The sequence below is a fragment of the Stenotrophomonas sp. OVS01A genome, assembly GCF_019969775.1.
Lineage (GTDB): Bacteria > Pseudomonadota > Gammaproteobacteria > Xanthomonadales > Xanthomonadaceae > Stenotrophomonas > Stenotrophomonas indicatrix.
Genome location: NZ_JAHXYV010000001.1, coordinates 414083 through 439406, shown reverse-complemented (window position 1 = coordinate 439406; position 25324 = coordinate 414083). Strand labels below are relative to the sequence as shown.

Genomic DNA, 25324 nt, shown 5'->3' with positions numbered 1-25324 from the left:
GCCGGGACGCCTGCGGATGCCGGCCAGCGGCCGGCACTACCGAAGATGGGGCATCCGGCCTACACCGGTATAATCGACCCCTCTTTCATCGCTGTGGCCGCCCCCTTGAACGACATGCCCGAACCCGTCGTCTCCGAGCTGATCGATCTGCTCACCCTGGAGCGGCTGGAGGACAACCTGTTCCGCGGCCAGAGCCGCGACATCGGTACCAAGTACGTGTTCGGCGGGCAGGTGCTGGGCCAGGCCCTGGCGGCCGCGCAGGCCACGGTCGACAATGGTCGCCATGTGCACTCGCTGCACGCCTATTTCCTCCGCGCCGGCAACATCGACCATCCGATCGTCTACGACGTCGACCGTACCCGCGACGGCGGCAGCTTCTCGGTGCGCCGGGTGACCGCCATCCAGCATGGCAAGGTGATCTTCTTCTGCGCGGCCTCGTTCCAGCAGGCCGAATCCGGTGCCGAGCACCAGCACAAGATGCCCGAAGTGCCGCAACCGGAAGACATCGAACCGAACCGGCCGTTGCCGGCGGAGGTGCTTGAGCGCCTGCCGATCAAGGTGCAGCGCTGGCTCTCGCGCGGCGGTCCGTTCGAGTTCCGCCATGTGTATCCCCGCGATGAACTGAATCCGCCCAAGCGCCCGCCCTACCACCAGGTCTGGCTGCGCCTGAGCGAGCGCGTGGGCGATGCTCCCGAGCTGCACCAGGCACTGCTGGCCTACGCGTCGGACTTCCACCTGCTGGGCACGGCGACCTTCCCGCACGGCATCAGCTACTACCATCCGCACGTGCAGATGGCCTCGCTGGACCACGCGATCTGGTTCCACCGCCCGTTCCGCGCCGACGATTGGCTGCTGTACTCGCTGGACAGCCCCAGTGCGCAGGATTCGCGCGGCCTGGCCCGCGGCCAGTTCTTCACCCGTGATGGCGTGCTGGTTGCCAGCACCGCCCAGGAAGGCTTGATCCGCGTGGTTCCGGACCAGGCAGCAGCGGCCGCCGTGCCGGCCAAGGATTGACCGATGCGTCAGATTTTCAGCAGCCAGCGCGTGGAAACCGTGGAAGGCGTGGCCGAGCTCCTGCGCAGCCACGACATCCAGGTGAAGGTCACCAACGGACGCTCGTACAAGACCCGTCGCCGGGGTCAGTTCAGCTATACCGACCTGGGCAATGCAGGCGCCTACCCGGCGGTGTGGGTCGTGCGCGCCGACGACCAGCCGCGTGCGCGCGAAATCCTGCGCGACGCCCGCCTGCTCGACACCACCCGTCGTGACCACCCGACCGCCGAATTCGCCTTCCGCGATGATGTGCAGGAAAGCGCCGGTGGTCGTGGCTGGGCCTGGCGCATCCGCATCGCCCTGCTGGTGGTGATCGCCGGGGTGGCGCTGGTGATCGGCCTGCGCCATCGCGGTGCCCCTGCCCCAGCCGCGCCGGTGCCCGCCCCGCAGGCACAGCCGCAGCAAGCACAGCCGACCGCGCCGGCACCGCCGGAAGAAGAGGAAGTGCGGGTCCGCATCCAGCCGTCCACGTAACGCGCAGGTAGCGCCGGGCCATGCCCGGCGAGCGCAGCGGCCTGACAGAAACGCCGCCGGGCATGGCCCGGCGCTACCGGGACGCGAACCGGTCACATCGGGCGCGCGGCTCCGTCATGGGACACAATCCCTGCAGGAGCCCGCCGCCATGACGATCTTCGCCACAAGCATCGACGAAACCCTGGAACGCGAACTGCCGGCCGCCAGCAGCGGTTGCCAGCATGCCTATGGCCGCATCGTGCTGGCCTGCCAGAACACGGTCACCGCCATCGCCCTGGCCATCACCGGCGACCGCCAGGCCAGCGAGGACATCGCCCAGGAAGCGTTCGTGAAGGGCTGGCAACAGCTGCACCAGCTGCGCAGCGCGAGCAGCTTCCTGCCTTGGCTGCGGCAGATCACCCGCAACCTCGCCCGCGACTGGCTGCGCGCACAACGTGGCCGACCGCTGAGCGGCGAGGCTGCCGAAGTGGCGCTGACCATGGCTGCGGATCCGACCCCGGGCGTGGCCGATCGCCTGCAGCGGCTGGAAGAGGAAATCGCTGCCGAAGACATCATCTCTGCCCTGCCCGCCGACAGCCGCGAAGTCCTGCTGTTGTATTACCGCGAGGGCCAGCATTCGCAGCAGGTGGCCGACCTGCTCGGGCTGAGCGACGCGGCGGTACGCAAGCGCCTGTCACGTGCCCGTGCGCAGGTGCGCGAGGGCCTGCTGCAGCGCTTCGGCGAATTCGCACGCAGCAGCGCACCGAGTGCTGCGTTCGCAACGGCGGTGGTGTCGATGGTGATGATCGCCGCGCCCGGCACCGCCAGCGCGGCGATCCTGCTGGGAACCGGCGTCGGCGTGGGTGGCAGCAAGCTCGGCCTCGGTGGCGCCAGCGCTGCCGGCGGCACCGCGCTCGGCTCGTTGACCGCCACGCTGGGCCAGCTGCAGATGCTGCCTGCGTCAAGCTGGGCCGCGATCATCGGTGGCGTCGTCGGTGGCGCGCTCGGCAGCTATCTCGGAGGGCGTTTCCTGCTGTCCTACGCAGAGACCGGTGCCGAGCAGGTCCAGGTCCGCCGCTTCGTCAACCTCAGCACCGGCACCAGCCTGGGCTGGTGCCTGGCCATCCTGTTCACCGTGCTGCTGCAGGCGCCGATGTGGGCGCAGCTGCTGGTGCTGGCACTGGGCCTGGTGGTGGTCAACTACCAGTGCCTGGTGACGCTGCGGCGAATCATGGCGCCGCTGCTCGCGCGTGATGCAGCCCGGCGTGGGCGTAACGGGATCAACTGGAAGTACGAATCCATGTACGGCCTGACCGGCATGATGGCGGTGAACCTGATCGTCATCGGTGCCCTGGCCTACACGATGACGCTCAGCGGCCGCCTGTAACGGACAACGCCGGCAGTGCGCCGGCGTTGTCGTCGATCACTGCACTGAAAATCAGCGCTGCGGCTTCGGCGCGGCGCCGTCACGCGGGCCGCCGTGGCGCGGGCCACCGTGCATCGGGCCCTTGGCGGCGTCGAACTCCGCCTTGCTCAGCTGGCCATCCTTGTTGGTATCGGCTGCGGCGAACCAGGCGTCACGATGCTGCTTCATGCGCAGCTCGCGGTCGGCCTTGTCCAGGTAGCCATCCTTGTTGAGGTCGAGCTGGTCGAAACGCTCGGCCAGGCGCGGATCGGCCTTGGCTTCGTCACGGCTGATGCGGCCATCCTTGTTCGTGTCCAGCTTGGCCCAGCGCTCGCCGCCGCGACCACCGTGGCGGCCATGCTTCCAGCGCGGCAGCTCATCACGCGAGAGCTTGCCGTCCTTGTTCTTGTCCAGCTCGTCGAACTTTGCGGCCAGGCGCGGGTTGGCCGCCGCTTCGCTGCGGTCGATGACGCCGTCGCCATTGGCATCCAGCTTGGCCGAACGCTGCGCCGGTGCAGCCGGGGTGTCGGCAGCCAAGGCAATGCCGGTCGCGGAGGTGCCGAGCAGCAGGGCCAGCAGCAGGGGGGTACGGATCATGGGGTCACTCCTGGGAATGGGATTGGCATCGGGGTGAACACCTCACCCTCGGAGGACAACAACGCCTGACCACGACCTCGGTTGACGCAGCCGCCCATTCCATTCATCCGGCGGACAGTCGCCGCCATTGCGACAGGCTGGAGCTATGCTGTGCCCATGGCGAGACACGGCGACAGAGACGACGAACTGCGACTGTTCCAGACCGGCGAGCACCCCTGCGGGTACTGGCCGGACCGGGTTGCACGCGACCTGGTGCTGGACCCGCAGGACCGTCGCCTCGGCGGGCTGTACCCGCTGGCCCTGAGCTGGGGCTTCCGACGCAGCGGTGATCTGGTCTATCGCCCGCATTGTGCGAACTGCCACGCCTGCGTCGCTGTGCGCATTCCGGTGGCCCGCTTCGCCCCGGATCGCAGCCAGCGCCGCTGCGCCGCCCGCAATGCCGATCTGGAAGTGCGCATCACCGCGGCCATGCCACGCGAGGATCTGTTCGAGCTGTACCACCGCTACCTGGTGCATCGTCATGCCAAGGGCGGCATGGACGACCACGGCCCGCACGAGTTCGAACAGTTCCTGATCGGCAGCTGGTCGCACACGCGCTTCATGGAAATGCGCCTGCCCGGCCACGACGGGCAGCCCAGCCAGCTGCTGGGCGTGGCGGTAACCGATGTGACCGAGCACGGGCTGTCGGCGGTCTATACCTTCTTCGACCCCGCCCATGCCGCGCGCGGGCTGGGCACGTTCGCGATCCTGCAGCAGCTGGAGTGGGCCCGCCGCGAGGGCCTGCCACACCTGTACCTGGGCTACTGGATACGCGAGCACCAGAAGATGGACTACAAGCGGCGCTATCGCCCGCTGGAGGCCTACGATGGCCGCCGCTGGCATGATTTCGATGACGAACTGGACGGACGCTGACAAACCACTGACACCGGGCCAGGTGCACAATATGGCCCATGAACGCCAAACCCCTGATTCTCGGCCTGGCCCTGCTCTGTGGCGCCGCCGCTCCCGCCTTCGCCACGTCCCCCGCGATGACCGAAAAACCGTCTGCAGCGCTGCGCCTGGCCACCTACAACACCTCGCTGTATTCGGACGAAGCCGGCGGCCTGATCGCCGAGCTGGCAGGCGACAGCGAACATGCGCGCAAGATCGCCGCGGTACTGCAGCAGGCGCGCCCTGACCTGGTGCTGCTGAACGAGTTCGACTTCGATGACGCCCATCGTGCCGCCGACCTGTTCCAGAAGCGCTACCTGGAAGTCGCCCAGCCCGGTGGCGGCAAGCCGCTGCACTTCGCCTACCGCTACCTGGCGCCGGTGAACACCGGCGTGCCCAGCGGCCTGGACCTGGACAACAACGGCGTGGTCGGCGGCGAAGGCCGCGGTCGCGGCAACGACGCCTGGGGCTACGGCCTGCACCCGGGCCAGTACGGCATGCTGGTGCTGTCGCGCTACCCGATCGACGAAGCCAAGGTGCGCAGCTTCCAGCTGCTGAAGTGGAGTGCGATGCCCGGCGCGATCCGCCCGGTCGATCCGCGCACCGGCAAGAGCTTCTACAACGACACCGTCTGGTCGCAGCTGCGGCTGTCGTCGAAGTCGCACTGGGATGTACCGGTGAAGACCCCGGCCGGCGTGGTCCACGCGCTGGTCTCGCACCCGACGCCGCCGGTGTTCGATGGCCCGGAAAAGCGCAACGCCGCGCGCAACCATGACGAACTGCGCCTGTGGCAGGAATACCTGACCCAGGGTGACAAGCCGTGGCTGTGCGACGACAAGGGCCAGTGCGGCGGCCTGGCCCAGGATGCGCGTTTTGTCATTCTTGGCGACCTCAACAATGATCCGGTCGATGGCGATGGCCGCCACGAGGCGATCGTCGAACTGATCGAGAACGCCCGCGTGCTGCGCTACCCCACCCCACGCAGCATCGGCGCCGAGCAGACCAGCCTGGCCTATGCGGCCAAGGGCATCACCCGCAAGGGTGCACCGTTCCATGCCACCGGCGATTTCGGCCCGAAGTCCGGCACCATGCGCCTGGACTACGTGCTGCCCTCGGTCGGTTTCGAGTACCTCGGCAGCGGCGTGTTCTGGCCGGCCAATGAGAGTGCCGAAGCGAAGATCGCCGATGGCAGCGACCACCACCTGGTATGGGTGGATGTGAAATAAACCGATAGCGCCGGGCCATGCCCGGCGGCTTTTCCGGCCGCGTCGCGCGCCCTATGGGAAGCCGCCGGGCATGGCCCGGCGCTACCGTTTTACGAGCGCAGCTCGACGCCGATCGCTTCGGCGGCGTCACGCGCGATGGCGCGTGCTTCGTCGATGGATTCCGCGCGCGCCAGGGTCACGCCCACGCGGCGGTGGCCATGCACGCTCGGCTTGCCGAACAGGCGCACGGCGGTGTCCGGCACCTGCAGCGCGGCGGCCACGTTGTTGAAGTACGGCACGCCTTCGCCATGCGCCAGCAGCGCGCACGAGGCCGATGGGCCACTCTGGCGGATCACCGGGATCGGCAGGCCGAGGATGGCCCGCGCATGCAGCGCGAACTCGCTCAGCTCCTGCGAGACCAGCGTCACCAGGCCGGTGTCGTGCGGGCGCGGCGATACTTCGCTGAACCACACCTCGTCGCCCTTCACGAACAGTTCGACGCCGAACAGCCCCCAGCCACCGAGGTCATCGGTGATCGCGCGCGAGATCTCCTCGGCACGCGCCAGCGCATTGTCCGACATCGGTTGCGGCTGCCAGCTTTCGCGATAGTCGCCCTCCTTCTGCAGGTGGCCGATCGGCGCGCAGAACGAAGTCCCGGCGGCGTGGCGTACGGTCAGCAGGGTGATCTCGTAATCGAAGTCGATGAAACCCTCGACGATGCAGCGGCCGGCGCCGGCACGGCCACCGGTCTGCGCGTATTCCCATGCCGGGGCGATGTCCGCCTCGCTGCGCAGCGTGCTCTGGCCCTTGCCCGAGGACGACATCACCGGCTTGACCACGCACGGCAGGCCGATCGCCGCCACGGCGGCGCGGTACTCGGCCTCGGTGTCGACAAAGCGGTACGGCGAGGTCGGCAGGCCCAGCGTCTCGGCGGCCAGGCGACGGATGCCCTCACGGTCCATGGTCAGGCGCGCAGCACACGCGGTCGGGATCACCCGCAGGCCCTGCTCCTGCTCCAGCTGCACCAGGGTCTCGGTATGGATCGCCTCGATCTCGGGCACCACCAGGTGCGGCTGCTCCTGGGCGATCAACTGGCGCAGGGCCATCGCGTCCAGCATGTCGATCACGTGCGAGCGGTGTGCCACCTGCATGGCCGGGGCATCGGCGTAACGGTCGGCAGCGATCACTTCCACGCCCAGTCGCTGCAGTTCGATGGCCACTTCCTTGCCAAGTTCGCCCGAGCCCAGCAGCAGCACACGGGTGGCGGAGGGGGACAACGGGGTTCCAAGCTTGGCCATGGCGGGGTTCCAGCAGCGATGTGAAGGCGGGTGGGCATTCTAGCCGGTCCAGCCGCAGCGCCTGGGCACGCCCAGCCGACGAACGGTAGCCCGAATGTGATATCACTTTGATATCTTCAATTCGAACCCTCAAGGACGTACCGCCATGAAAGAGAAGTCGCTGTCCTCCCTCAACGGCCTGGGCGCGCTCGCCGGGTCCCTGGTCGTAGCCCTCGCCGGCGGCGCCCTGTTCGTGGCCGGGGTCGCGGCGAAGGCCAGCACCGGCTCGCCCAACGTGCTGCTGATCCTGGCCGGCCTGCTGATCGCTGCGCTGGCGCTGGTCGCGCTGGCCGGTCTGTACACCGTGCAGCCCAACCAGGCGGCGGTGGTCAGCCTGTTCGGCAAGTACGTCGGCACCGTCAAGGACAACGGCCTGCGCTGGAACAATCCCTTCTTCAGCAAGCGCCGCGTGAGCCAGCGCGTGCGCAATTTCGAGAGCGGCAAGCTGAAGGTCAACGAGCTGGACGGCAGCCCGATCGAGATCGCTGCGGTGATCGTCTGGCAGGTGGTCGATGCCTCCGAAGCGGTCTACAACGTGGACGACTACGAGAGCTTCGTGCACATCCAGTCCGAATCGGCGCTGCGCGCGATGGCCACCAGCTACCCCTATGACCAGCACGAGGACGGCCAGCTGGCGCTGCGCAGCCATGCCAGCGAGATCTCCCAGCACCTGAAGAACGAACTGGCCGAGCGCCTGGCCGATGCCGGCGTGCAGGTGATCGATGCGCGCATCAGCCACCTCGCCTACGCCGCTGAAATCGCCCAGGCGATGCTGCAGCGGCAGCAGGCCAATGCGGTCATCGCCGCACGCACGCGCATCGTCGCCGGTGCGGTCGGCATGGTCGAGATGGCGCTGGCCGAGCTGCAGAAAAACGGCGTGGTGCAGCTGGACGAGGAGCGCAAGGCGCACATGGTCAGCAACCTGTTGACCGTGCTGTGCTCGGACCGCGGCACGCAGCCGGTCGTCAACACCGGCTCGCTGTACTGAGCCACCCTCGCAACGGGGCGCCCCACCGCCCCGCCAGGAGTCTGCATGAGCGAGAAAAAAGCCTATCCGCTGCGCATCAACGCCGAGGTCCTGGCGGCCGCACAGCGCTGGGCGGACGATGAACTGCGCAGCCTCAACGCACAGATCGAATACGTGCTGCGCGAGGCACTGCGCAAGGCAGGCCGCCTGCCGAAACCCAAGCCATCGCCGGAGGACAAGGAATGAGCAAGCGCTGGAGCTACCTGACCGTCGAGGTCAAGACATCCATGATGGGCCTGCAGAAGGCCGATGACATCCAGGCCGAACTCAGCCGCCAGGGCCAGCTGGGCTGGGAACTGGTCAACATCATCGTCCCGGCGCCGATGCGCCCGGCCCTGCTGGTCTTCAAGAAGGAGCTGTAACCATGAGCGCACGCCGCTCGTTGCTTGCTGTTTCCCTTGCCCTGTTGTCCGCCAGTGCATCCGCTGGCGAACCGCAGCAGGTCGCAGCACGCCTGCTCGATCACCTGCAGGCAGGGCGCACCGCCGATGCCGAGGCCATGCTGACCCCGCAGATGGCCGCGGCTGTGCCTGCCGACAAGCTGCAGGGCCTGTGGCAGTCGCTGGGTGAGCTGAAGCAGCGCGGCCCGGCGCACAGCAGTGAGCAGCAGGGCGTGCACCTGGTGGAAGTACCGTTGCAGTTCGCCAGTGGCGCGGTGATCGCGCAGGTGGCGGTGAACGGGCAGGACAAAGTAGCGGGCCTGCTGCTGCGCCCGGCCCCGGCCGCCAAGGCAGCGCCACCGCCGGCCGACGCGAACTACAGCGAAGCCGATTTCAGCGTGCCACAGGCACGCGGCGCGCTGCCCGGCACCTTGTCCCTGCCCAAGGGCAAAGGACCGTTCCCGGCCGTAGTGCTGGTGCACGGCTCCGGCCCACAGGATCGCGACGAAACCATCGGTGGCAACCGTCCGTTCCTGGACATCGCCCGCGGCTTGGCCGCCCAGGGCATCGCCGTGCTGCGCTACGACAAGCGCACCCATGCCCGCCCCCAGGACTTCCAGAGCGGCAGCTTCAACGTTGATGACGAGACCACCGACGATGCCATCGCCGCGTTGAGCGCGTTGGCGGCGGACCCACGCATCGACGGCAAGCGGATCTTCGTGCTCGGCCACAGCCAGGGCGGCATGCTCGCCCCGCGCATCGCCAGCCGCTGGCCACAGGCGCGCGGCGCGATCCTGTGGGCCGCGCCGGCGCGCACATTGCTTGAACTGCTGCCGGAGCAGAACCGCTACCTGCTGTCGCTGGACGGCTCGATCAACGCCCCGGAGCAAGCGTTCCTGGACAAGCTCGACGCGCAGATCGCCGCGGCCCGCAGCAACGCGCCTGCACCCGCCAGCGAACTGCCACTGGGCACGCCGCAGACGTTCTGGAAAAGCATCGAAGCGGTGAACGCACGCGGCGACGCGGTTGCGCTGAAAAAACCACTGCTGATGCTGCACGGGGGCCGCGACTTCCAGGTACCGGAAACGGATTGGGCACTGTGGAAAAAAGCCCTGGCCGATCGCCGGGACGTGCAATGGAAGGCCTACCCTGCCCTCAACCACATCGGCATCGCCGGCAGCGGCCCCAGTTCATTGAAGGAATACGCGCAGCCGGGCCACGTGGATGGGCAGCTGATCGATGACGTTGCGCGTTGGGTGGAGGCGCAGCGATGAGCGGCAGTGATGCACGCCCGTTCGAGGTTGCCGAGAGTTCTTCGCTGCGGGTGCTGTGGGTGCTGCTGCCACTGCTGGCGGTACTGGGCGTGGGCATGTGGGCACAGCTGCACGACAATCGCAGCGAGGCTCCCTGGATGGAGGTCACCCTGTCGCCGCCGTTCTTCCTGATGGGCGGCAGCGCGGCATGGAGCCTGGCGGTGATCGTGCTGATGGGCATCGGCCTGGGCTGGGCGTTCTTCCGCCGCCGGGTGGAGCTGGCAGGCAACGTGCTGGACGTGCGTTCAACCTTGTACCGTCGCCGCACGCCGGTGGCCGACCTGCTGCTGGACCAGGCCGAGGTGGTCGACCTGAGCCGTGATCGCCGCTATGGCATCCGTTTCAAGACCAACGGCTACAGCATGCCCGGCTTCTATTCCGGGCACTTCCGCCTGCAGGGCGGCGGCAAGGGCTTTGCGCTGGTCACCGACCGCGCACGCACGCTGGTGATTCCGGTGCGCGGCGGCAGCACCCTGCTGCTCAGCCTGGAGCGCCCGCAGGCCCTGCTCGAGGCGCTGCGCAAGGTGGCCGCCACGGCGCCACGGCAGTAAGCTGGATCGATGCACCGTAGCACTCCGCTGTTGATCAATACCGAGACCGTCGAACTGTGGCCTGCGCCGCTGCTGCGCGCGCGCAGCAATCTCGACGCCCGCCTGCTGGCCCGCGCGCAATGGGTACTGCGGCGCAAGCGCGATGGCCGCTACCTGGCGGCAGTACTGGCGCACGGTGTGCACTCGCTGGTGCCGCGCCTGCCACGCGAGCCCGGCGTGGAGGACGCGCTGGCCCTGCTGGATGGCGCACGGTCACGACCGTTCGGCGCTGCACTGGAAGACCAGTGGCTGCCGCTGGTTGGCCTGCAACAGCGCCTGCAGCAGCTGGGCCTGGATGCACAGCGCTATGCGCACGACAGCGGGCTGGCACTGGAAGCCGAGCCGTGCGCGCTGCACTTGGCCGGACGTGATCGCTTTGCCCGCCCGTTGTGGCTGCGCCGCGGTGCCGCGCAGGGCTGGCGACGGATGCGCCTGCATGCCGCCCGGGATGGAATTGCACTGGACGCGATCTCCGGCTTCCGCAGCCATGCGTATCAGCTCGGCATTTTCGAACGCAAGCTGGCGCGCGGGCAGAGCGTGCCGCAGATCCTGAAGGTCAATGCCGCCCCTGGTTTCAGCGAACACCACAGTGGTCACGCGCTGGACATCGGCACACCGGGGGATGCGCCGGCAGAGGAGACCTTCGAGGCGACCGCTGCGTTTGCGTGGCTGCAGTCCAATGCGGCGGCGCACGGGTTCCATCTGAGCTATCCGCGCGACAACCCGCATGGGATCGTCTACGAACCGTGGCACTGGTGCTGGAAACCGGCCAACGGCTGAGCCCCTCGTGGCAGCTGCTCGACTGCGGTCCTCGGGCTGGCCGGGAGGGTGGGCGGCGCAGGGGCCGCTGCAAGTACGTCCATGTAAGCTCGGGCGCGCCATCCATGGCGCTTACGCCCCTGCGCCGCCCACCCTCCCGGCCACGGACAGTTTCCGCGTACGTCCGCCACGGAATTGAACAAACAAAAAAGCAAAGGCAGACGCGGGTCGCTGCGCTCGACGCCGGGCGTGGCCCGGCGCTACCAGTGCTTGGGCGTTGCGGCTAGCGCCGCAGCGCGTTGATCGCCAGCAGTACCCACCCGGCCATCAGCGTGGTGCCACCTACCGGCGCCAGCCGGGTCGGCCACTGCCACAGCGCACCGCCCACCAGGCTGCCGGAGAACAGCAGCACGCCCAGCAGCAACACGTACAACGCCAGATGCGCGATCGCGCCTTGCGCGCGGGGGCCGAGGGCGGTCAGTACCGCTCCATGGGCAAAGGCGTACAACGCCGCCATGTTCAGGTGCTGCTGCGCCAGCGGATCGGACACGCCATGCGCGGCATAGGCCGAGAGACCGATCGAGGCCGCTGCCAGCAGCGCCCCCAGGCAGGCCAGCAACGACGGTTTACGCGCGCGTCGTTCGGAATTGAACATGACAGCTCCTTGCGCAATGCCCGACACCGGGCTCGGGATGAAAAAAAAACGCGCCGCAGGAAGCGGCGCGTTTTCGTGTCCAGCACTACATGGGTCAGCCGAGGCTTACTTGACGGCCCAGTAGATGTCGTACGTCGCTTCCGGGGTGAACGACTTGTCCACGCCGTCCTTCCAGGTTTCGTACGGACGGTCGATGACTTCGTTACCCGAGGTCACGGCCCAGGCGCGCAGGGCGCTGCGGGCAACGTCCAGGCCTGCCATGTGACCGGTGTAGGCCGCATGCGCCGAACGGTGCGGAGCAACGCGGACGTACTTGACCGGAGCGCCACCGTCGATCTTGACGGTCAGCTGTTCGGCCGGCACGCCTTCAGCACCCTTCTTCTTCACCGGCTGGGCGATGTCGAAGGCGTACTTCTCAGCACCGAAATCGGTGGTGATGATACGCAGCGGACCGGCGGCTTCCAGGCCATTGGCCTCGATCACGCGCTTGATCCACTCCTGGTTGTCCTTGATGGACTTGGTGATGGAATCCTGGCCACGGTCGACATTACCGGCGGTGACGACCAGCAGGTCTTCGGCCGGGACATCGACGATGCCCAGATCGGTCAGCGGAGCTTCGGAAGTGCGGTAGTCGACATTCGGCACGGTGGCCAGCATGTTCGCCAGGCGCGACAGACCCATCTTGATGTCATCGCCGATCTGGCGGCTGACATACAGGCCTGCGTAGCGACCGAACAGGTCAAAGCCATACTTCACCGAGTAGTCCTGGGTGATCTTGACGTTGCGACCGCCCTTGCCGGTCGGCTCCAGGGTGAAGGTGCTGACCTTGTCGTGACCCTTGGAGGCGTCGTCGATGGCGATAACAACACGCTTGTTCTCTTCGGCTTCGGTCACCTTCCAGGAACCGGTGCCCAGGTCCTTGGAGGTGTAGTCGAGAGTGGCACCGACGCCGGAGGCCGGGCCGGACAGCTTCAGTTCAACGGCGGGATCGCGCAGTACCAGCGGGTTCCAGTCCTTGAAGCGGCGCAGACTGCTGACCGTGTCGTACACGATCGTCATCTTGCGGTTGGTCTCGATGCTTTCGGTGATGTGACGCTCGCCCGGCAGACAGACGCCAATGATGACGAACAGGCCAGCCACGATCCCCAAGGCGATCAGGAACTCGATAATACGGGTCATTCAGAGAGTCTCCGGGGCCGATCCCACGGCCGGGTTGATTGAAGCGAAGCGCCAATCCTAGCAGGCTTCGCGGGCATTGGTTATCGGGATTGGCGCACCGGTTTCCGTGCCGGCTGCGCATTTGTATGCACAAAGAATTCGAAGGGTAACGCATCCGCGTACCCGGCATGTAGGGGGCAAGTGGGGGGCAACCCTGAATCCGGGCCCAGACTGCGTGCCAAGTCTTTGTCGCTAAAGGATTTTCCTCACACCAACTGGAGTTCAAACGCTTTCAGGACTGCACGCGTACGGTCACGTACGCCCAGTTTGGAAAGGATGTTGGACACATGGTTCTTGATCGTGCCCTCGGCGACCCCCAGCGAATTGGCGATCTCCTTGTTGGAGAAACCGCTGGCCATCAGCCGCAGGATCTCGGTCTCACGGTCGGTCAGCGGGTCGGGCCGGTCCAGGCTGACGAAGTCGTTGCGCATGTGCTCCAGCCCGGACAGCAGCCGCTGGGTCACCGCCGGCTGCACCAGTGAACCGCCATCGGCCACCGTGCGGATCGCCCCGACCAGCTGCGCCAGGGTCACGTCCTTGAGCAGGTAGCCCTTGGCACCGGCCTTGAGCCCGGCCAGCACCAGCTGGTCATCGTCGAAGGTGGTCAGGATGATGGTCGGGGGCAGCTGTTCCTGCCGTGACAGCACCTGCAGCGCCTCCAGCCCGGACATCACCGGCATGCGCATGTCCATCAGGACCACGTCCGGGCGGATCTGCGGGATCAGCTCGACCGCCTGGCGGCCATCGGCGGCCTCGGCCACCACTTCGATGCCGTCGTCGAGCGCCAGCAGCGAGCGGATCCCCTGCCGCACCAGGGTTTGGTCGTCGACCAGGCAGACGCGAATCATCAACGCACTCCTTCAGGAACCTGGGTAAGGGCCGCCAGCACCGTTGCCGGTACCGTCGCCCGCAGCCGGAAGCCTTCGCCGGGGCGGGTCTCCACCTGCAGCTGGCCTCCACATTGTTGCAGGCGTTCGCGCATGCCGCGCAAACCATTGCCCACATTGACCGTTTCCGCCCCGACACCGTCGTCGCGGGCCTCCACCACGACCTGGTCCGGGACCTCACGGTACACCCGCAGCCACAGGTGGCGGGCGCCGGCATGGCGCACCGTGTTGGTGATGATCTCCTGGGTGCAGCGCAGCAGCACGTGGGCCCGCTGCGGGTCTTCCACGTTCAGCGGCTCCTCGATCTCCAGCTGGATGTCCAGCGACGGCACGTGCTCGGTCAGCGGACGCAGCGCAGCGGCCAGGTCGATGGCGCCGGTCTCGCGCAGCTGGCTGACCACCTCGCGCACGTTGCCCAGCAGCAGCTTGGCCAGGGCATGTGAGCGCTTCACGTGCTCCAGCGCCTGGCCCTCGGCGAGGTGGCCGGCCACTTCCAGGTTCAGGGTCAGCGCGGTCAGCTGATGACCCAGCAGGTCATGCAGTTCACGCGAAATGCGGGTGCGCTCGTTCACCCGCGCGCTTTCGGCCAGCAGCGCACGGGTGGCGCGCAGTTCGGCATTCAGCCGGCGCTGCTCCTCGCGCGCCTCGGCCTGGCGGCGCGCAACCAGCGCGATCACGAACACGAAGCTGGAAAAACCCATGTAGCCGACGGCCTGCAGCACGGCGATGACCGGCGGGAAGCCCAGCGGCTGGATGTAGACCGGCAGCACGGCCAGGTTGCTGGCCACCAGCCACACCACGCCGATGCGCGGGCCCAGCAGCCAGGGCAGCAGGCCGGCCACCACCATCAGCAGGATGCTGCCCAGTGCGGTGCCGGAGAAATAGCTCACGCCGATCGCGCAGGCCGTCAGCAGGATCAGCGCGGCATGGTCGAAGAAGCCGGGCCGGCTTTCGCCCAGCGAGCGCGTCAGCACCCAGTACACGAAGCCGAAGGCCAGGTAGGCCGAGGCCCAGGGAATGATCCGGAAGCCGGCCTCGCCGTCCAGGCTTTCCAGTGTCAGCGACACCGGATCGATCAGGTAGATCGCAAGCCAAAGGCCGACGGTGCCCCAGGTGAACAACCCGGAGTAGCGCAGCATCGCATTGTGGTTGAGTCGGGCCAGCATGGCCCATCGTAGCCTGTGCGCGTCAGGGCCCAAGGGCATAAAGTCATGTTCGGTGCGGTCCCCTGTTCATGCCGCAGCCCACCCCGGGCATGCAATAATCATGCGCAGGGTCCGTACATGGGACCAACCGCGTTACCCCACGGAGTCACAATGTCGATTGTCATCCGCGACGTGCGCGAGCACGAGCTCGATTCCGTCCTGGCTTTGAACAACAATGCTGGCCTGGCCATCCTTCCCCTGGATGCCGAGCGCCTGCGCCTGTTCTATGCAACCGCTGAATATTTCCGCGTCGCCGAGCGCGACGGCAACCTGGCCGGCTTCCTGATCGGCTTCGGCAGCGACAGCCAGCACGACAGCAGCAATTTCGCCTGGTTCAAGCAGCACCTGGACACCCCCTTCTTCTATATCGACCGCATCGTGGTCGCCAGCCGCCGTCGCGGTGGTGGCGTCGGCCGTGCGTTCTATGCCGACGCCCAGAGCTTCGCCGAGCTGCGCTACCCGCAGATGACCTGTGAAGTGTTCCTGGACCACGGCGCCGATGCCGCCCTGCTGTTCCACGGCAGCTTCGGCTTCCGCGAGCTGGGCCAGAACACCATGCCGCAGGTGGACGTGCGCGCCAGCATGCTGGCCAAGGAACTGTGCAGCTTCCCGTGGGTGAATGAAACCTATGGCGGCAAGCTGCCTGATGTTGCATGGGCGCGCGACCGGCAGCTGCCGGCGCAGGCACAGCGGTCGACGGGGACCTGAGCGTGGCAGTGAATTTCGATTACGAACAGGCCGGTGAACTGAAGATCGGCCAGGTGGGCATCGCCAACCTGCGCATCCGCACCCTCGATGTTGAACGCCTCGTGCAGGAAATGCAGGAACGGGTGAGCCGTGCGCCGAAGCTGTTCGGCCGTGCAGCGGTGATCCTGGACTTCGGCGGCCTCAGCCAGGTGCCCGACGTGGCAACGGCGCAGGCGCTGGTCGATGGCCTGCGCGGTGCCGGCGTACTGCCGGTGGCATTGGCCTATGGCACCAGTGCGGTCGACCTGCTCTCGCAGCAGCTCGGCCTGCCGCTGCTGGCCAAGTTCCGCGCCCAGTACGAGCGCGCCGAGGCAGAACCTGCCCCGCCGCCGGCACCCGCACCGGAACCGCGCCGTGCCGCGCGCGCCGAAGCGAAGGCCGCGCCGGCTCCGGCTCCGGCCACGCCGATGGGCAAGGCTGCCGATGCCGCCGCACCACAGCCGGGCCGCATGCAGCTGGGCAACGTGCGTTCGGGGCAGCAGCTGTATGCGGAAAACTGCGACCTGACCGTGATGGCCACCGTCGGCGCCGGCGCCGAGGTCATCGCCGATGGCAGCATCCATATCTACGGAACCCTGCGCGGCCGTGCGCTGGCGGGGGCCCAGGGCAACACCGCGGCACGCATTTTCTGCCGTGATTTCCATGCGGAACTGGTCGCCATTGCAGGCCACTACAAGGTACTGGACGATGTACCGGAAACCCTGCGCGGCAAGGCCGTGCAGGTGTGGCTGGAACAGGACCAGATCAAGATCGCTGCGCTGGACTGATGCAGCACCTCAAACAGAATCATCAGGAGAAGTCCTTTGGCTGAAATCATCGTAGTCACCTCCGGCAAGGGCGGCGTCGGCAAGACCACTTCCAGCGCAAGCCTGGCCTGCGGCCTGGCAAGGCGTGGCAAGAAGGTGGCGGTGATCGACTTCGACGTCGGCCTGCGCAACCTCGACCTGATCATGGGCTGCGAACGCCGCGTGGTGTACGACTTCGTGAATGTCGTGCACGGCGAAGCCACCCTCAAGCAGGCCCTGATCAAGGACAAGCGCTTCGACAACCTGTTCGTGCTGGCTGCCTCGCAGACGCGCGACAAGGATGCACTGACCCAGGAAGGCGTGGGCAAGGTCCTGAAGGACCTGGCCGCCGACGGCTTCGACTACATCATCTGCGACTCCCCGGCCGGCATCGAGAAGGGCGCCTTCCTGGCGATGTACTTCGCCGACCGCGCCGTGGTGGTGGTGAACCCGGAAGTGTCCTCGGTACGCGACTCGGACCGCATCATCGGCCTGCTCGATTCGAAGACCCACAAGGCCGAATCCGGCCAGGACGTGCCGGCCTTCCTGCTGCTGACCCGCTACACCCCGGTGCGTGTGGAAAGCGGCGAGATGCTCAGCATCGCCGACGTCGAGGAGGTCCTTGGCCTGAAGGCGATCGGCGTGATCCCCGAATCGGGCGACGTGCTCAATGCCTCCAACAAGGGCGAGCCGGTCATCCTGGATGGCGAATCCGCTGCCGGCCAGGCCTATGACGACGCCGTCGCACGCATCCTCGGCGAAGAACGCCCGATGCGCTTCACCAACGTCGAGAAGAAGGGCTTCTTCAGCAAGCTGTTCGGAGGGTAAGCATGGGCCTGTTTGATTTCCTCAAAGCGAAGAAGACCACCGCCGAAACCGCCAAGAACCGCCTGCAGATCATCATCGCGCAGGAGCGCAGCCACCGTGGCGGTCCCGACTACCTGCCGCTGCTGCAGCGCGAGCTGCTGGAAGTGATCAAGAAGTACGTCAACATCGACGTCGATGCAGTGAAGGTGGACCTGGTCAAGGATGGCCAGCACGACGTGCTGGACATCTCCGTGGCGCTGCCTGAAGGCCCGGACAAACCCTGACCCCCCTGCCCCGCCCGTGCCTGCATGGGCGGGGCTGCCTGACCCGCATGACTGATACCACGCCCGAACCGAACGTTACCCGCGTCGGCGACATCGCCTTCGCCGATGCCCAGCGCCTGCTCGCTGCACATGAGCTGCGCCTGCATCACGTTGCGGCCGGCGAGCCGATCCCGGGCAGTTACTGGGGCGAGCCCGAGGCGGGCATCATCGCCAGCGACGTCTACGTACGCGATGACACGCCGGTGCATTCGATGCTGCACGAAGCCTGCCACCTGATCGTGCTGCCACCGGAGCGGCGCGCGCAGGTGCATACCGACGCCACCGATTCGGTGCCCGAAGAAGACGCCACCTGCTACCTGCAGATCGTGCTGGCCGGGTACCTGCCCGGTGTCGGCAGTGAGCGGCTGATGGCCGACATGGATGCGTGGGGGTATACGTATCGATTGGGGTCGACGAAGGCGTGGTTTGAACAGGACGCCGAAGACGCAAAAGCGTGGCTGATCGAACGCGGCTTGCCGGTGGCGTAACGCATCGGTAGCGCCGGGCCATGCCCGGCGGCATGCACATCCGCCGCCGCGATGGGGTTCGCCGGGCATGGCCCGGCGCCACCGTGGGTCACGTGGCCAGCGCGCGCAGGGTGATGCCGACCACATACGCCAGATAGGTGCCGGTGGCATAGCCCATCGTACCCAGCAGCACGCCTACCGGCGCCAACGCTGGATGGAACGCAGCGGCCACCACCGGTGCCGAGGCCGGGCCGCCGATGTTCGACTGCGAACCGATGGCGAAGTAGAAGAACGGCACCTTCAACAGCTTGCCCAGGCACCACAGCAGCACGATGTGCACGCTGATCCAGATGATGCCGAGCAGGAACAGCCACGGGCGATCCAGCAACGCCAGCAGATCCATCTGCATGCCGATGCAGGCGATCAGGAAGTACAGCAGCAGCGAGCCCAGGCGCGAGGCGCCCGCGCCTTCCAGCGTACGTGCACGGGTGAAGCTGAGGCCCAGGCCGAGCGTGGTCGACAGCACCACCACCCACACGAACGGCGCATCCAGGCTGAACTGCGATGCCCAGCTGACGTGGACCTTGAACCAGGCCGCCAGCGGCGCGCCGATGGCATGGGCCAGGCCGACGCCACCGAAGGCCACGGCCACGATCAGCATCAGATCGGTCAGGCTGGGAATGCGCTCATGCTCGGCCTGGAAGCGTGCGATGCGCTCCTTCAGCTCGTCGATGCCGGAGGTATCGGCACCGCTGCGTGCATCGATCTTCGCCGCGCGCCCAGCCATGAAGATCAACGCCGCCATCCACACGTAGCCAACACCCACATCGACCACCGCGAACTGGCCGAACGTGGTCGCGTTGACATCGAACACTTCGCGCATGGCCAGCATGTTGGCACCGCCGCCGATCCAGCTGCCGGCCAGCGCCGCCATGCCGGCCCAGGTATCACCGGCGACGGTATCGGGATGGATCGCACGCATCACCAGGAACGCCACCACGGCACCCAGCATGATGCTGGCCGAGGCGCCCAGGTACATCAGCACCAGCTTCGGCCCCAGCCGCAGAATGCCCTTGATGTCCACGGCCAGGGTCAGCAGGATCAGCGCCGCCGGCAGCAGGATGTCACGCGCGACCGGGTTGTACAGCTTGGTGTTCTGCCCGTCGATCAGGCCGAACGTGTTGTAGATGCCCGGCAGCAGATAGCACAGCAGCAGCGCCGGCACGAAGGTATAGAAGCGCTTCCACAGGCCCTGCTCGCGCGAAGCGGTCCAGAACACGGCGCCAAGGGTGGCGGCGATCAGGCCGAAGACGACGATGTCGTTCTGGATCAGGGCAGTCGAGGGCATGCAGGCATCCTGGTAGTACCGGCCGCTGGCCGGCAACCCATTTAGGTAGGTCGCAACGTGCAGTTGCCGGCCAGCGGCCGGCACTACCGGAAAGCCGGGCGCCGCCACAAGGGCGGCGCCGGTATCGCTTACTCGCCGATGTGCTGCTTCAGCCAGGCGTTGACGGTGTCATGCCACAGGATGCTGTTGTTCGGCTTCAGCACCCAGTGGTTCTCGTCCGGGAAGTACAGGAACTTCGACTCGATGCCCTGGCGCTGGGCCGCAGTGAATGCAGCCAGGCCCTGCTCGACCGGAATGCGGAAGTCCTGCTGGCCGTGGATCACCAGGATCGGCTTCTTCCAGTCAGCCACGTGGTTGACCGGGTTGAACTTCTCGTAGTTCGCCGCCTTCTGGTACGGGGTACCGCCCTGCTCCCACTCGGTGAACCACAGTTCTTCGGTGGCATAGCCCATCATGCGCTGGTCGAACACACCGTCATGGTTGACCAGGCACTTGAACGGGCTGTTCCAGTTGCCGGCGATCCAGTTGACCATGAAGCCGCCGTAGCTGGCACCCAGTGCGCAGGCCTTGTCACCGTTGAGGAAGTCGTACTTCTTCAGCGCCGCGCTCCAGCCCTTCTGCAGGTCTTCCAGCGGACGGTCACCCCAGTGCTGGCTGATCGCATCGGTGAAGGCCTGGCCGTAACCGGTGGAGCCGTGGAAGTCGATCATCACCACAGCGTAGCCCTGGCCTGCGTACGTCTGCGGGTTCCAGCGGTAGCTCCAGCCATTGCCGAAGCTGCCCTGCGGGCCGCCATGGATCAGGAACGCAACCGGGTAGGACTTGCCTTCCTGGTAGTTGTGCGGCTTGACCACATAGCCGTGCACGGTGTCGTTGTTCCAGCCCTTGAACTCGAACTGCTCGTAGTCGCCGAAGCTCACATCCTTCAGCACTTCGCCAGCGGCCGGGGTCAGCGCGCGCAGCGCGCCGATCGGCTCACCTGCGGCAGGCAGCAGGCCGACCAGCACCTGGTCGTTGCTCTTCAGGCTGTTGCGGGTGATGGCCACGCTGTTGCCGGCCACGTCGACGGCGGTGACGCTGCCATCGCCGATCAGCTTGGTGGCCTTGCCGCTGGCCACGTCGATCTGGAACAGCGGGTGCTCGCCAAGGTCGTCGGCGGTGGTGTAGATGCTGGCGCCGTCTGCAGACAGAGCGATGCCGCCGGCCGAACGGTCCCACTGCGGCGCGATCTCGCGCGTCTTGCCGCTGGCCAGGTCCATCGCCATCAGGCCGAAGCGGTCCGCCTCGAAGCCTGGGCGCTTCATCGCGCGGTAGAACAGGGTCTTGCCGTCGGCGCTGAACACCGGGCCGGCATCCCAGGCCGGGTTGGACGCGGTCAGGTTGACCGGCGCCTGCTTGCCGGCGGCATCGAAGCGGTACAGGTCGAAGTTGGTCGACCACGGCTCCTGCTTGCCGGCCACGCGGATGCTGGCGACCACGCTGCTGCCATCCGGCGACCAGGCGAAATCGTCATTGCCACCGAACGGCTTGGACGGAGCGTCGCCGTCGATGGTCGCGCTCAGCGCCGAAGCGCCCTTGACCGCACCGGCCTTGGCTGCCGGCAACGGGGCGACGAACAGGGTGTTGCGGCGGCCGTCGTTCCAGGTATCCCAGTGGCGCACGAACAGCGAATCGAAGACCTTGCCGCTGGCCTTGGCGCCTTCCACGTCCTTCAGCTTCTTTTCGGTGCAGGCCAGGTCCGAGGCACAGGCCTGGAACACGCCGGCGCTGAACAGCACGCGGTCGTCCTGCGGCGACACGTGGTAGCTGTCCACGTCCACCGGGAAGTCGGTCAGCTGGCGCGGGGCGCCGCCACTGATCGGCTGTGCGTACAGCTGTTGGCTGCCGTTCCTGGCGCTGAGGAAGTACACGGTCTGGCCATCGGCCGACAGCGATGCAGAGTTGACGTTCCAGCCAGCCGGCGTGATCTGCTTCGGCGGTGCCGCGTCGCGGGTGCGCAGGTTGCGCGCGAACAGTGCGGTGCTGGCCTTGAGGTTGGCATCGGTGCTGCGCTTGGCGAACACCACGGTGCCGCCGTCGGCGGTCAATACCGGCGCGGAGACGCGGTCCATGGCCACCATGTCGCGGACTTCCAGGCCACGGGCAGCGGCGACGCTGGGCAGGGCAGCCAGCAGGCTCAGTGGCAACAGGGCATGACGCAGTTTCATCGGAGTCTCCGCAGGACGGCAAAAAACCGATGGTAGGCCTGCGCGGCCGGGCCTGCCAAGGCCATCGGTCATGGCCGTGGCTGAGCTGCCGCCAGAAAAAGCAAACCGCGCCGTAGCGCGGTTTGTCGGAGGTCGGGGTCGGATCCGATTCCATGGGAATCGGCTCTGACCCCAGACGCTGCCAGCATGGGGTCAGAGCCCTTCCCTGCGGGAAGGGATCCGACCCCGTGGGCGTCATGCCACGGCGCGCTTGCCGGTGCGGTAGATCAGCCAGCCGACCAGGAACAGCACGGCCAGGCCGATCCACTGCGCGGCCGGCAGGTGGAACGGCACGGCCAGCACGTCGGCACGGCTGCTGACCACGATCGGCACGGCGATGGCGATACCCATCAGCGCCTCGCCGGTGATCAGGCCGGCAGCGAACAGCACGCCCGGCTTGTGCACGCGGTCGCGGCCCTCTTCGTCATCGGCGCGCACCTTGTGGAAGCGCTCGACCAGGTAGGAGATCAGGCCACCGAGGAAGATCGGCACCATCAGTTCCAGCGGCAGGTAGATGCCGATCGCCGCGGCCAGCACCGGCACGCGGAAACGCGAGTTGCGCGACTTCAGCCAGCTGTCGAACGCGATGATGGCGGCACCGACCACGGCACCGATGCCGATGAAGGTCCACGGCAGCTCGCCACCGAACAGGCCCTTGGCCACCGACGCCATCAGGTTGGCCTGCGGTGCGGCCAGCGCATTCGGGTGCAGCTCGGACTTGACGCCGATGCCGTAGGCGGTGGCCAGCAGGTTCAGCACCGGGGCCATGATCAGCGCGCACGAGAACGCGCCGATGCCCAGCATCAGCTGCTGCTTCCACGGGGTGGCACCGACGATGTAGCCGGCCTTGAGGTCCTGCAGGTTGTCGCCACCGACGGCGGCGGCACAGCACACCACCGCGCCGATCATGATCGCGGCCACCGCACCCAGCGGCGCACCGAAGGCACCGACCGGCTGCAGGCCATCCTTGCCCAGCAGCAGCACCAGCACCGCCGAAGCGAACAGGATGGTGGAGATGGTGATGCCCGAGACCGGGTTGTTGGACGAACCGATCAGGCCGGCCAGGTAGGCCGACACCGAAACGAACAGGAAGCCGGCGACGATCATGATGAGGGTCATCGGGATCGACACATGCCACTGGCCGACGATGGCCTGGTACAGCGCCAGCAGCGGCAGGGTGAACACCACCAGCGCCACCAGCATCCACTTCATCGGCAGGTCGCGCTCGGTGTGCGCCAGCACCGGGCCACCGCTCTTGCGCGCGGCCGCAAAGCCACTCTTGACGCCGTTGAGCAGCGACTTGCGCAGCGAGATCAGGGTCCAGATGCCGCCGATCAGCATCGCGCCGACACCGAGGTAGCGCATCTTCGCGCCCCAGATGGCGAACGCCGCTTCGGTGGACGAGGCGGTGGCGATCGAGGCGGCCAGCGCCGGATCGGTGTTCATGAAGAACGCCTGGTAGATCGGGATGGCGATGTGCCAGGTCAGGATCGAGCCGGACACCACCACGATGCCGACGTTGAGGCCGACGATGTAGCCCACGCCCAGCAGTGCGGGCGACAGGTTGGTGCCGATGAAGGCGGTGACCTTGGAGCTGCCGACATAGGCCGAAGTGGCCCAGGCGTCCGGGATCAGGCGCATGCCGCTTTCCGCGGCCAGCTTCACGAACGCACCGATCACCGCCGACAGACCGAGGATCTTCAGGCCCGGGCCCGGGTTCTCACCGGCCTTGAGCACTTCGGCCGCAGCCTTGCCTTCCGGGAACGGAAGCGGATCTTCGACGATCATCGAACGGCGCAGCGGCACCGAGAACAGCACGCCCAGCAGGCCACCGAGACCGGCGATGCCCAGCACCCACCAGTACTTGAAGTCCGGCCAGTAGCCCATGATCACCAGCGCGGGGATGGTGAAGATCACACCGGCGGCGATCGACGAACCGGCCGAGGCGCCGGTCTGCACGATGTTGTTCTCAAGTATCGAACCGCCACCCAACAGGCGCAGCACGCCCATGGAAATGACCGCGGCGGGAATCGCGGTGGCGATGGTCAGGCCTGCGAACAGACCGAGGTAGGCGTTTGCGGCCGACAGCACCACCGCCAGCACGATGGCCAGGACCACCGCGCGGAAAGTGAGCTGCTTGGGCGCAGCGTCATGGTTCATGAAAGCCCCTGCTGGCAAAAAATCCCTGTCACGCTAGCGTTCAGGGGGCAGCAAGTCCAGCGTGCCAAAGGATAGGGGTTGCAGCTGGAACAGGCACGGGCCCTCAGCGGCACCCCCAGCCAACTAATGCGGCAAAGCCCGAGTGGGCACTCCGCAAACGATATGTTATAACTTTCGATTGACCTGTACCCACCCACCGCATGTCCTCCTTCCCCTCCTCCCGGCTGGCCTCCATCGACCAGTTGCGCGGCACCGTGATGCTGCTGATGCTGCTCGACCACGTGCGCGAGACGTTCTTCCTGCAGCATCAGGTCAGCGATCCGATGGACGCGGCGACGGTGTCCCCTGCCCTGTTCGCCTGCCGCCTGCTGGCCCACCTGTGCGCGCCGGTGTTCGTGCTGCTGACCGGCCTGTCGGCCTGGCTGTACGGCCAGCGCCATGCCGATCCGCGCCGTGCCATTGCGGCTTTCCTGCTCAAGCGCGGCCTGTTCCTGGTGGTGCTGGAACTGACCCTGGTCAACGTCGCCTGGACCTTCCAGTGGCCGCCGGAGACGGTGTACCTGCAGGTGATATGGGCGATCGGCCTGAGCATGATCGCGCTGGCCGGTCTGCTGTGGCTGCCGCGGCCGCTGCTGGCCGTTCTGGCGGTGACGCTGGTGGTCGGCCACAACCTGCTGGACGGCGTACGGGTGCAGGGCGACGGCGCCCTCGCAGTGCTGTGGAAGGTGCTGCACCAGCGCGACTGGATCGAGGCTGGGCAGTTGAGCCTGCGTACCTCCTATCCCGTGCTGCCGTGGATCGGGGTGATCGCGCTGGGCTACCTGATGGCGCCGTGGTTCGCTGCCGGCAGCGACCCGCAGCAGCGCCGGCAGCGGCTGCTGTGGTCCGGGCTGGGCGCACTGGCCGCCTTCGCCCTGCTGCGCTTCGCCAACGGCTATGGCGACACGCCGTGGCAGTACCAGCAGACCACGCTGCGCACTTTGATGAGCGTGTTCAACATCACCAAGTACCCGCCCTCGCTGCAGTTCCTGCTGCTGACCCTGGGCGTGGGCCTGCTGCTGTTGCGGCTGTACGAGTGGCCGCCGCTGGCGCGTGCGCTGCGCCCGCTGGCCGATATCGGCGCAGCGCCGATGTTCTTCTATCTGCTGCACCTGTACGTGCTGAAGCTGCTGTACCTGGCGGCCCTGAAGACCTGGGGCCCGACCCACGGTTGCCTGTATGCACTGGACTCGGTGGCCGGCCTGTTGCTGGTGGCCTGCGCGCTGGCGGTGGTGCTGTACCCACCGACGCGGGCGTTCGCGCGGTTCAAGGCGCGCCGACGCGACCTGGCCTGGCTGCGGTACCTGTGAACGGTAGCGCCGGGCCATGCCCGGCGTTGCGCAGGACCGCCGGGCATGGCCCGGTGCTACCCGGCGCGCGCCTGCAGC

At 67.0% G+C, this 25324-nt stretch carries 26 protein-coding genes; 17 read left to right on the top strand and 9 right to left on the bottom strand.

Annotated features, from left to right (window positions below; translation table 11 throughout):
- The first annotated feature begins 114 nt into the window (after positions 1 to 114).
- From tesB to LC407_RS02125, 3 genes are all read left to right on the top strand, one after another.
- Positions 115 to 1014 carry an acyl-CoA thioesterase II gene (tesB, locus tag LC407_RS02135; protein ID WP_032951563.1) on the top strand — a complete coding sequence of 300 codons (900 nt, stop codon included), beginning with the start codon at positions 115 to 117 and terminating at the stop codon, positions 1012 to 1014.
- A gap of 3 nt (positions 1015 to 1017) precedes the next feature.
- Complete coding sequence (locus tag LC407_RS02130) at positions 1018 to 1527, top strand: pathogenicity-like protein (RefSeq protein ID WP_033830623.1); 510 nt, start codon at positions 1018 to 1020, stop codon at positions 1525 to 1527.
- A gap of 154 nt (positions 1528 to 1681) precedes the next feature.
- Positions 1682 to 2893, top strand: coding sequence for an RNA polymerase sigma factor (locus tag LC407_RS02125; RefSeq protein WP_223482666.1), 1212 nt, complete (start codon positions 1682 to 1684; stop codon positions 2891 to 2893).
- 51 nt (positions 2894 to 2944) lie between these two features.
- Here LC407_RS02125 and LC407_RS02120 read toward each other — a convergent pair whose 3' ends face one another.
- Positions 2945 to 3508 carry an EF-hand domain-containing protein gene (locus LC407_RS02120; RefSeq protein ID WP_223482118.1) on the bottom strand — a complete coding sequence of 188 codons (564 nt, stop codon included), beginning with the start codon at positions 3506 to 3508 and terminating at the stop codon, positions 2945 to 2947.
- A 156-nt stretch (positions 3509 to 3664) separates the two neighbouring features.
- On the opposite strand from LC407_RS02120, the gene LC407_RS02115 reads away from it, so the two are divergent.
- Both LC407_RS02115 and LC407_RS02110 read left to right on the top strand, forming a co-directional pair.
- On the top strand, positions 3665 to 4420 hold the full coding sequence (locus LC407_RS02115) for an arginyltransferase (protein ID WP_032975961.1): 756 nt from the start codon (positions 3665 to 3667) through the stop codon (positions 4418 to 4420).
- Between the two features lie 38 nt (positions 4421 to 4458).
- Positions 4459 to 5664, top strand: coding sequence for an endonuclease/exonuclease/phosphatase family protein (locus LC407_RS02110; RefSeq protein WP_223482117.1), 1206 nt, complete (start codon positions 4459 to 4461; stop codon positions 5662 to 5664).
- Positions 5665 to 5753: 89 nt separating this feature from the next.
- Here LC407_RS02110 and purT read toward each other — a convergent pair whose 3' ends face one another.
- Positions 5754 to 6941, bottom strand: coding sequence for a formate-dependent phosphoribosylglycinamide formyltransferase (gene purT, locus LC407_RS02105; RefSeq protein WP_223482116.1), 1188 nt, complete (start codon positions 6939 to 6941; stop codon positions 5754 to 5756).
- Positions 6942 to 7086: 145 nt separating this feature from the next.
- Here purT and LC407_RS02100 point away from each other — a divergent pair, with 145 nt between their 5' ends.
- From LC407_RS02100 to LC407_RS02075, 6 genes are read left to right on the top strand one after another with little or no spacing between them, the layout of a single operon-like run.
- Positions 7087 to 7968, top strand: a complete 882-nt coding sequence (locus tag LC407_RS02100; protein ID WP_025873866.1) for an SPFH domain-containing protein — start codon at positions 7087 to 7089, stop codon at positions 7966 to 7968.
- Positions 7969 to 8013: 45 nt separating this feature from the next.
- The gene (locus LC407_RS02095; RefSeq protein WP_223482115.1) at positions 8014 to 8193 is read left to right on the top strand and encodes an Arc family DNA binding domain-containing protein; all 180 of its coding nucleotides are present in this window, start codon (positions 8014 to 8016) and stop codon (positions 8191 to 8193) included.
- Entirely contained in the window at positions 8190 to 8369 is a 180-nt protein-coding gene (locus tag LC407_RS02090; RefSeq protein WP_025873867.1) for a DUF4177 domain-containing protein, read from the top strand. Before LC407_RS02095 ends, LC407_RS02090 begins: the two co-directional genes overlap by 4 nt.
- Positions 8370 to 8371: 2 nt before the next feature.
- Positions 8372 to 9661 carry an alpha/beta fold hydrolase gene (locus LC407_RS02085; protein ID WP_223482114.1) on the top strand — a complete coding sequence of 430 codons (1290 nt, stop codon included), beginning with the start codon at positions 8372 to 8374 and terminating at the stop codon, positions 9659 to 9661.
- The gene (locus tag LC407_RS02080; RefSeq protein ID WP_025873869.1) at positions 9658 to 10251 is read left to right on the top strand and encodes a PH domain-containing protein; all 594 of its coding nucleotides are present in this window, start codon (positions 9658 to 9660) and stop codon (positions 10249 to 10251) included. The genes LC407_RS02085 and LC407_RS02080 overlap by 4 nt, the downstream gene beginning before the upstream one ends.
- Positions 10252 to 10260: 9 nt before the next feature.
- Positions 10261 to 11070, top strand: coding sequence for a M15 family metallopeptidase (locus tag LC407_RS02075; RefSeq protein WP_223482113.1), 810 nt, complete (start codon positions 10261 to 10263; stop codon positions 11068 to 11070).
- A gap of 262 nt (positions 11071 to 11332) precedes the next feature.
- Here LC407_RS02075 and LC407_RS02070 read toward each other — a convergent pair whose 3' ends face one another.
- The 4 genes from LC407_RS02070 to LC407_RS02055 all read right to left on the bottom strand — a co-directional run bounded on the left by LC407_RS02070 (position 11333) and on the right by LC407_RS02055 (position 14975).
- Positions 11333 to 11704 carry a DUF423 domain-containing protein gene (locus tag LC407_RS02070; protein WP_223482112.1) on the bottom strand — a complete coding sequence of 124 codons (372 nt, stop codon included), beginning with the start codon at positions 11702 to 11704 and terminating at the stop codon, positions 11333 to 11335.
- Positions 11705 to 11809: 105 nt separating this feature from the next.
- Positions 11810 to 12883, bottom strand: a complete 1074-nt coding sequence (locus LC407_RS02065) for an SRPBCC family protein (protein ID WP_032975952.1) — start codon at positions 12881 to 12883, stop codon at positions 11810 to 11812.
- A 245-nt stretch (positions 12884 to 13128) separates the two neighbouring features.
- A complete protein-coding gene (locus LC407_RS02060; RefSeq protein WP_025873873.1) occupies positions 13129 to 13770 on the bottom strand; it encodes a response regulator transcription factor in 642 nt (213 codons plus the stop codon).
- Complete coding sequence (locus LC407_RS02055) at positions 13770 to 14975, bottom strand: sensor histidine kinase (protein WP_025873874.1); 1206 nt, start codon at positions 14973 to 14975, stop codon at positions 13770 to 13772. The genes LC407_RS02060 and LC407_RS02055 overlap by 1 nt, the downstream gene beginning before the upstream one ends.
- A 150-nt stretch (positions 14976 to 15125) precedes the next feature.
- Here LC407_RS02055 and LC407_RS02050 point away from each other — a divergent pair, with 150 nt between their 5' ends.
- Genes LC407_RS02050 through LC407_RS02030 form a run of 5 tightly spaced genes read left to right on the top strand, consistent with a single transcriptional unit; the run spans position 15126 to position 18164 of the window.
- On the top strand, positions 15126 to 15722 hold the full coding sequence (locus LC407_RS02050; protein ID WP_025873875.1) for a GNAT family N-acetyltransferase: 597 nt from the start codon (positions 15126 to 15128) through the stop codon (positions 15720 to 15722).
- The gene (minC, locus tag LC407_RS02045; protein WP_059063452.1) at positions 15668 to 16528 is read left to right on the top strand and encodes a septum site-determining protein MinC; all 861 of its coding nucleotides are present in this window, start codon (positions 15668 to 15670) and stop codon (positions 16526 to 16528) included. The genes LC407_RS02050 and minC overlap by 55 nt, the downstream gene beginning before the upstream one ends.
- A gap of 36 nt (positions 16529 to 16564) precedes the next feature.
- Entirely contained in the window at positions 16565 to 17374 is an 810-nt protein-coding gene (gene minD / locus LC407_RS02040; protein ID WP_025873877.1) for a septum site-determining protein MinD, read from the top strand.
- 2 nt (positions 17375 to 17376) lie between these two features.
- Positions 17377 to 17637: a cell division topological specificity factor MinE gene (gene minE, locus LC407_RS02035; RefSeq protein WP_005408532.1), complete on the top strand. Its 261-nt coding sequence runs from the start codon at positions 17377 to 17379 to the stop codon at positions 17635 to 17637.
- 47 nt (positions 17638 to 17684) lie between these two features.
- Positions 17685 to 18164: a hypothetical protein gene (locus LC407_RS02030; RefSeq protein WP_059063450.1), complete on the top strand. Its 480-nt coding sequence runs from the start codon at positions 17685 to 17687 to the stop codon at positions 18162 to 18164.
- Positions 18165 to 18252: 88 nt separating this feature from the next.
- Here the strand turns inward: LC407_RS02030 and LC407_RS02025 are convergent, their stop codons facing one another.
- The 3 genes from LC407_RS02025 to LC407_RS02015 form a co-directional block, all read right to left on the bottom strand.
- The gene (locus tag LC407_RS02025; protein ID WP_223482111.1) at positions 18253 to 19491 is read right to left on the bottom strand and encodes a DUF819 family protein; all 1239 of its coding nucleotides are present in this window, start codon (positions 19489 to 19491) and stop codon (positions 18253 to 18255) included.
- Positions 19492 to 19619: 128 nt separating this feature from the next.
- Complete coding sequence (locus LC407_RS02020; RefSeq protein ID WP_134832156.1) at positions 19620 to 21698, bottom strand: S9 family peptidase; 2079 nt, start codon at positions 21696 to 21698, stop codon at positions 19620 to 19622.
- Between the two features lie 234 nt (positions 21699 to 21932).
- Positions 21933 to 23897, bottom strand: coding sequence for an oligopeptide transporter, OPT family (locus LC407_RS02015; protein WP_025873881.1), 1965 nt, complete (start codon positions 23895 to 23897; stop codon positions 21933 to 21935).
- A 200-nt stretch (positions 23898 to 24097) separates the two neighbouring features.
- Here LC407_RS02015 and LC407_RS02010 point away from each other — a divergent pair, with 200 nt between their 5' ends.
- On the top strand, positions 24098 to 25246 hold the full coding sequence (locus LC407_RS02010; RefSeq protein WP_223482110.1) for a heparan-alpha-glucosaminide N-acetyltransferase domain-containing protein: 1149 nt from the start codon (positions 24098 to 24100) through the stop codon (positions 25244 to 25246).
- The last annotated feature ends 78 nt before the right edge of the window (positions 25247 to 25324 follow it).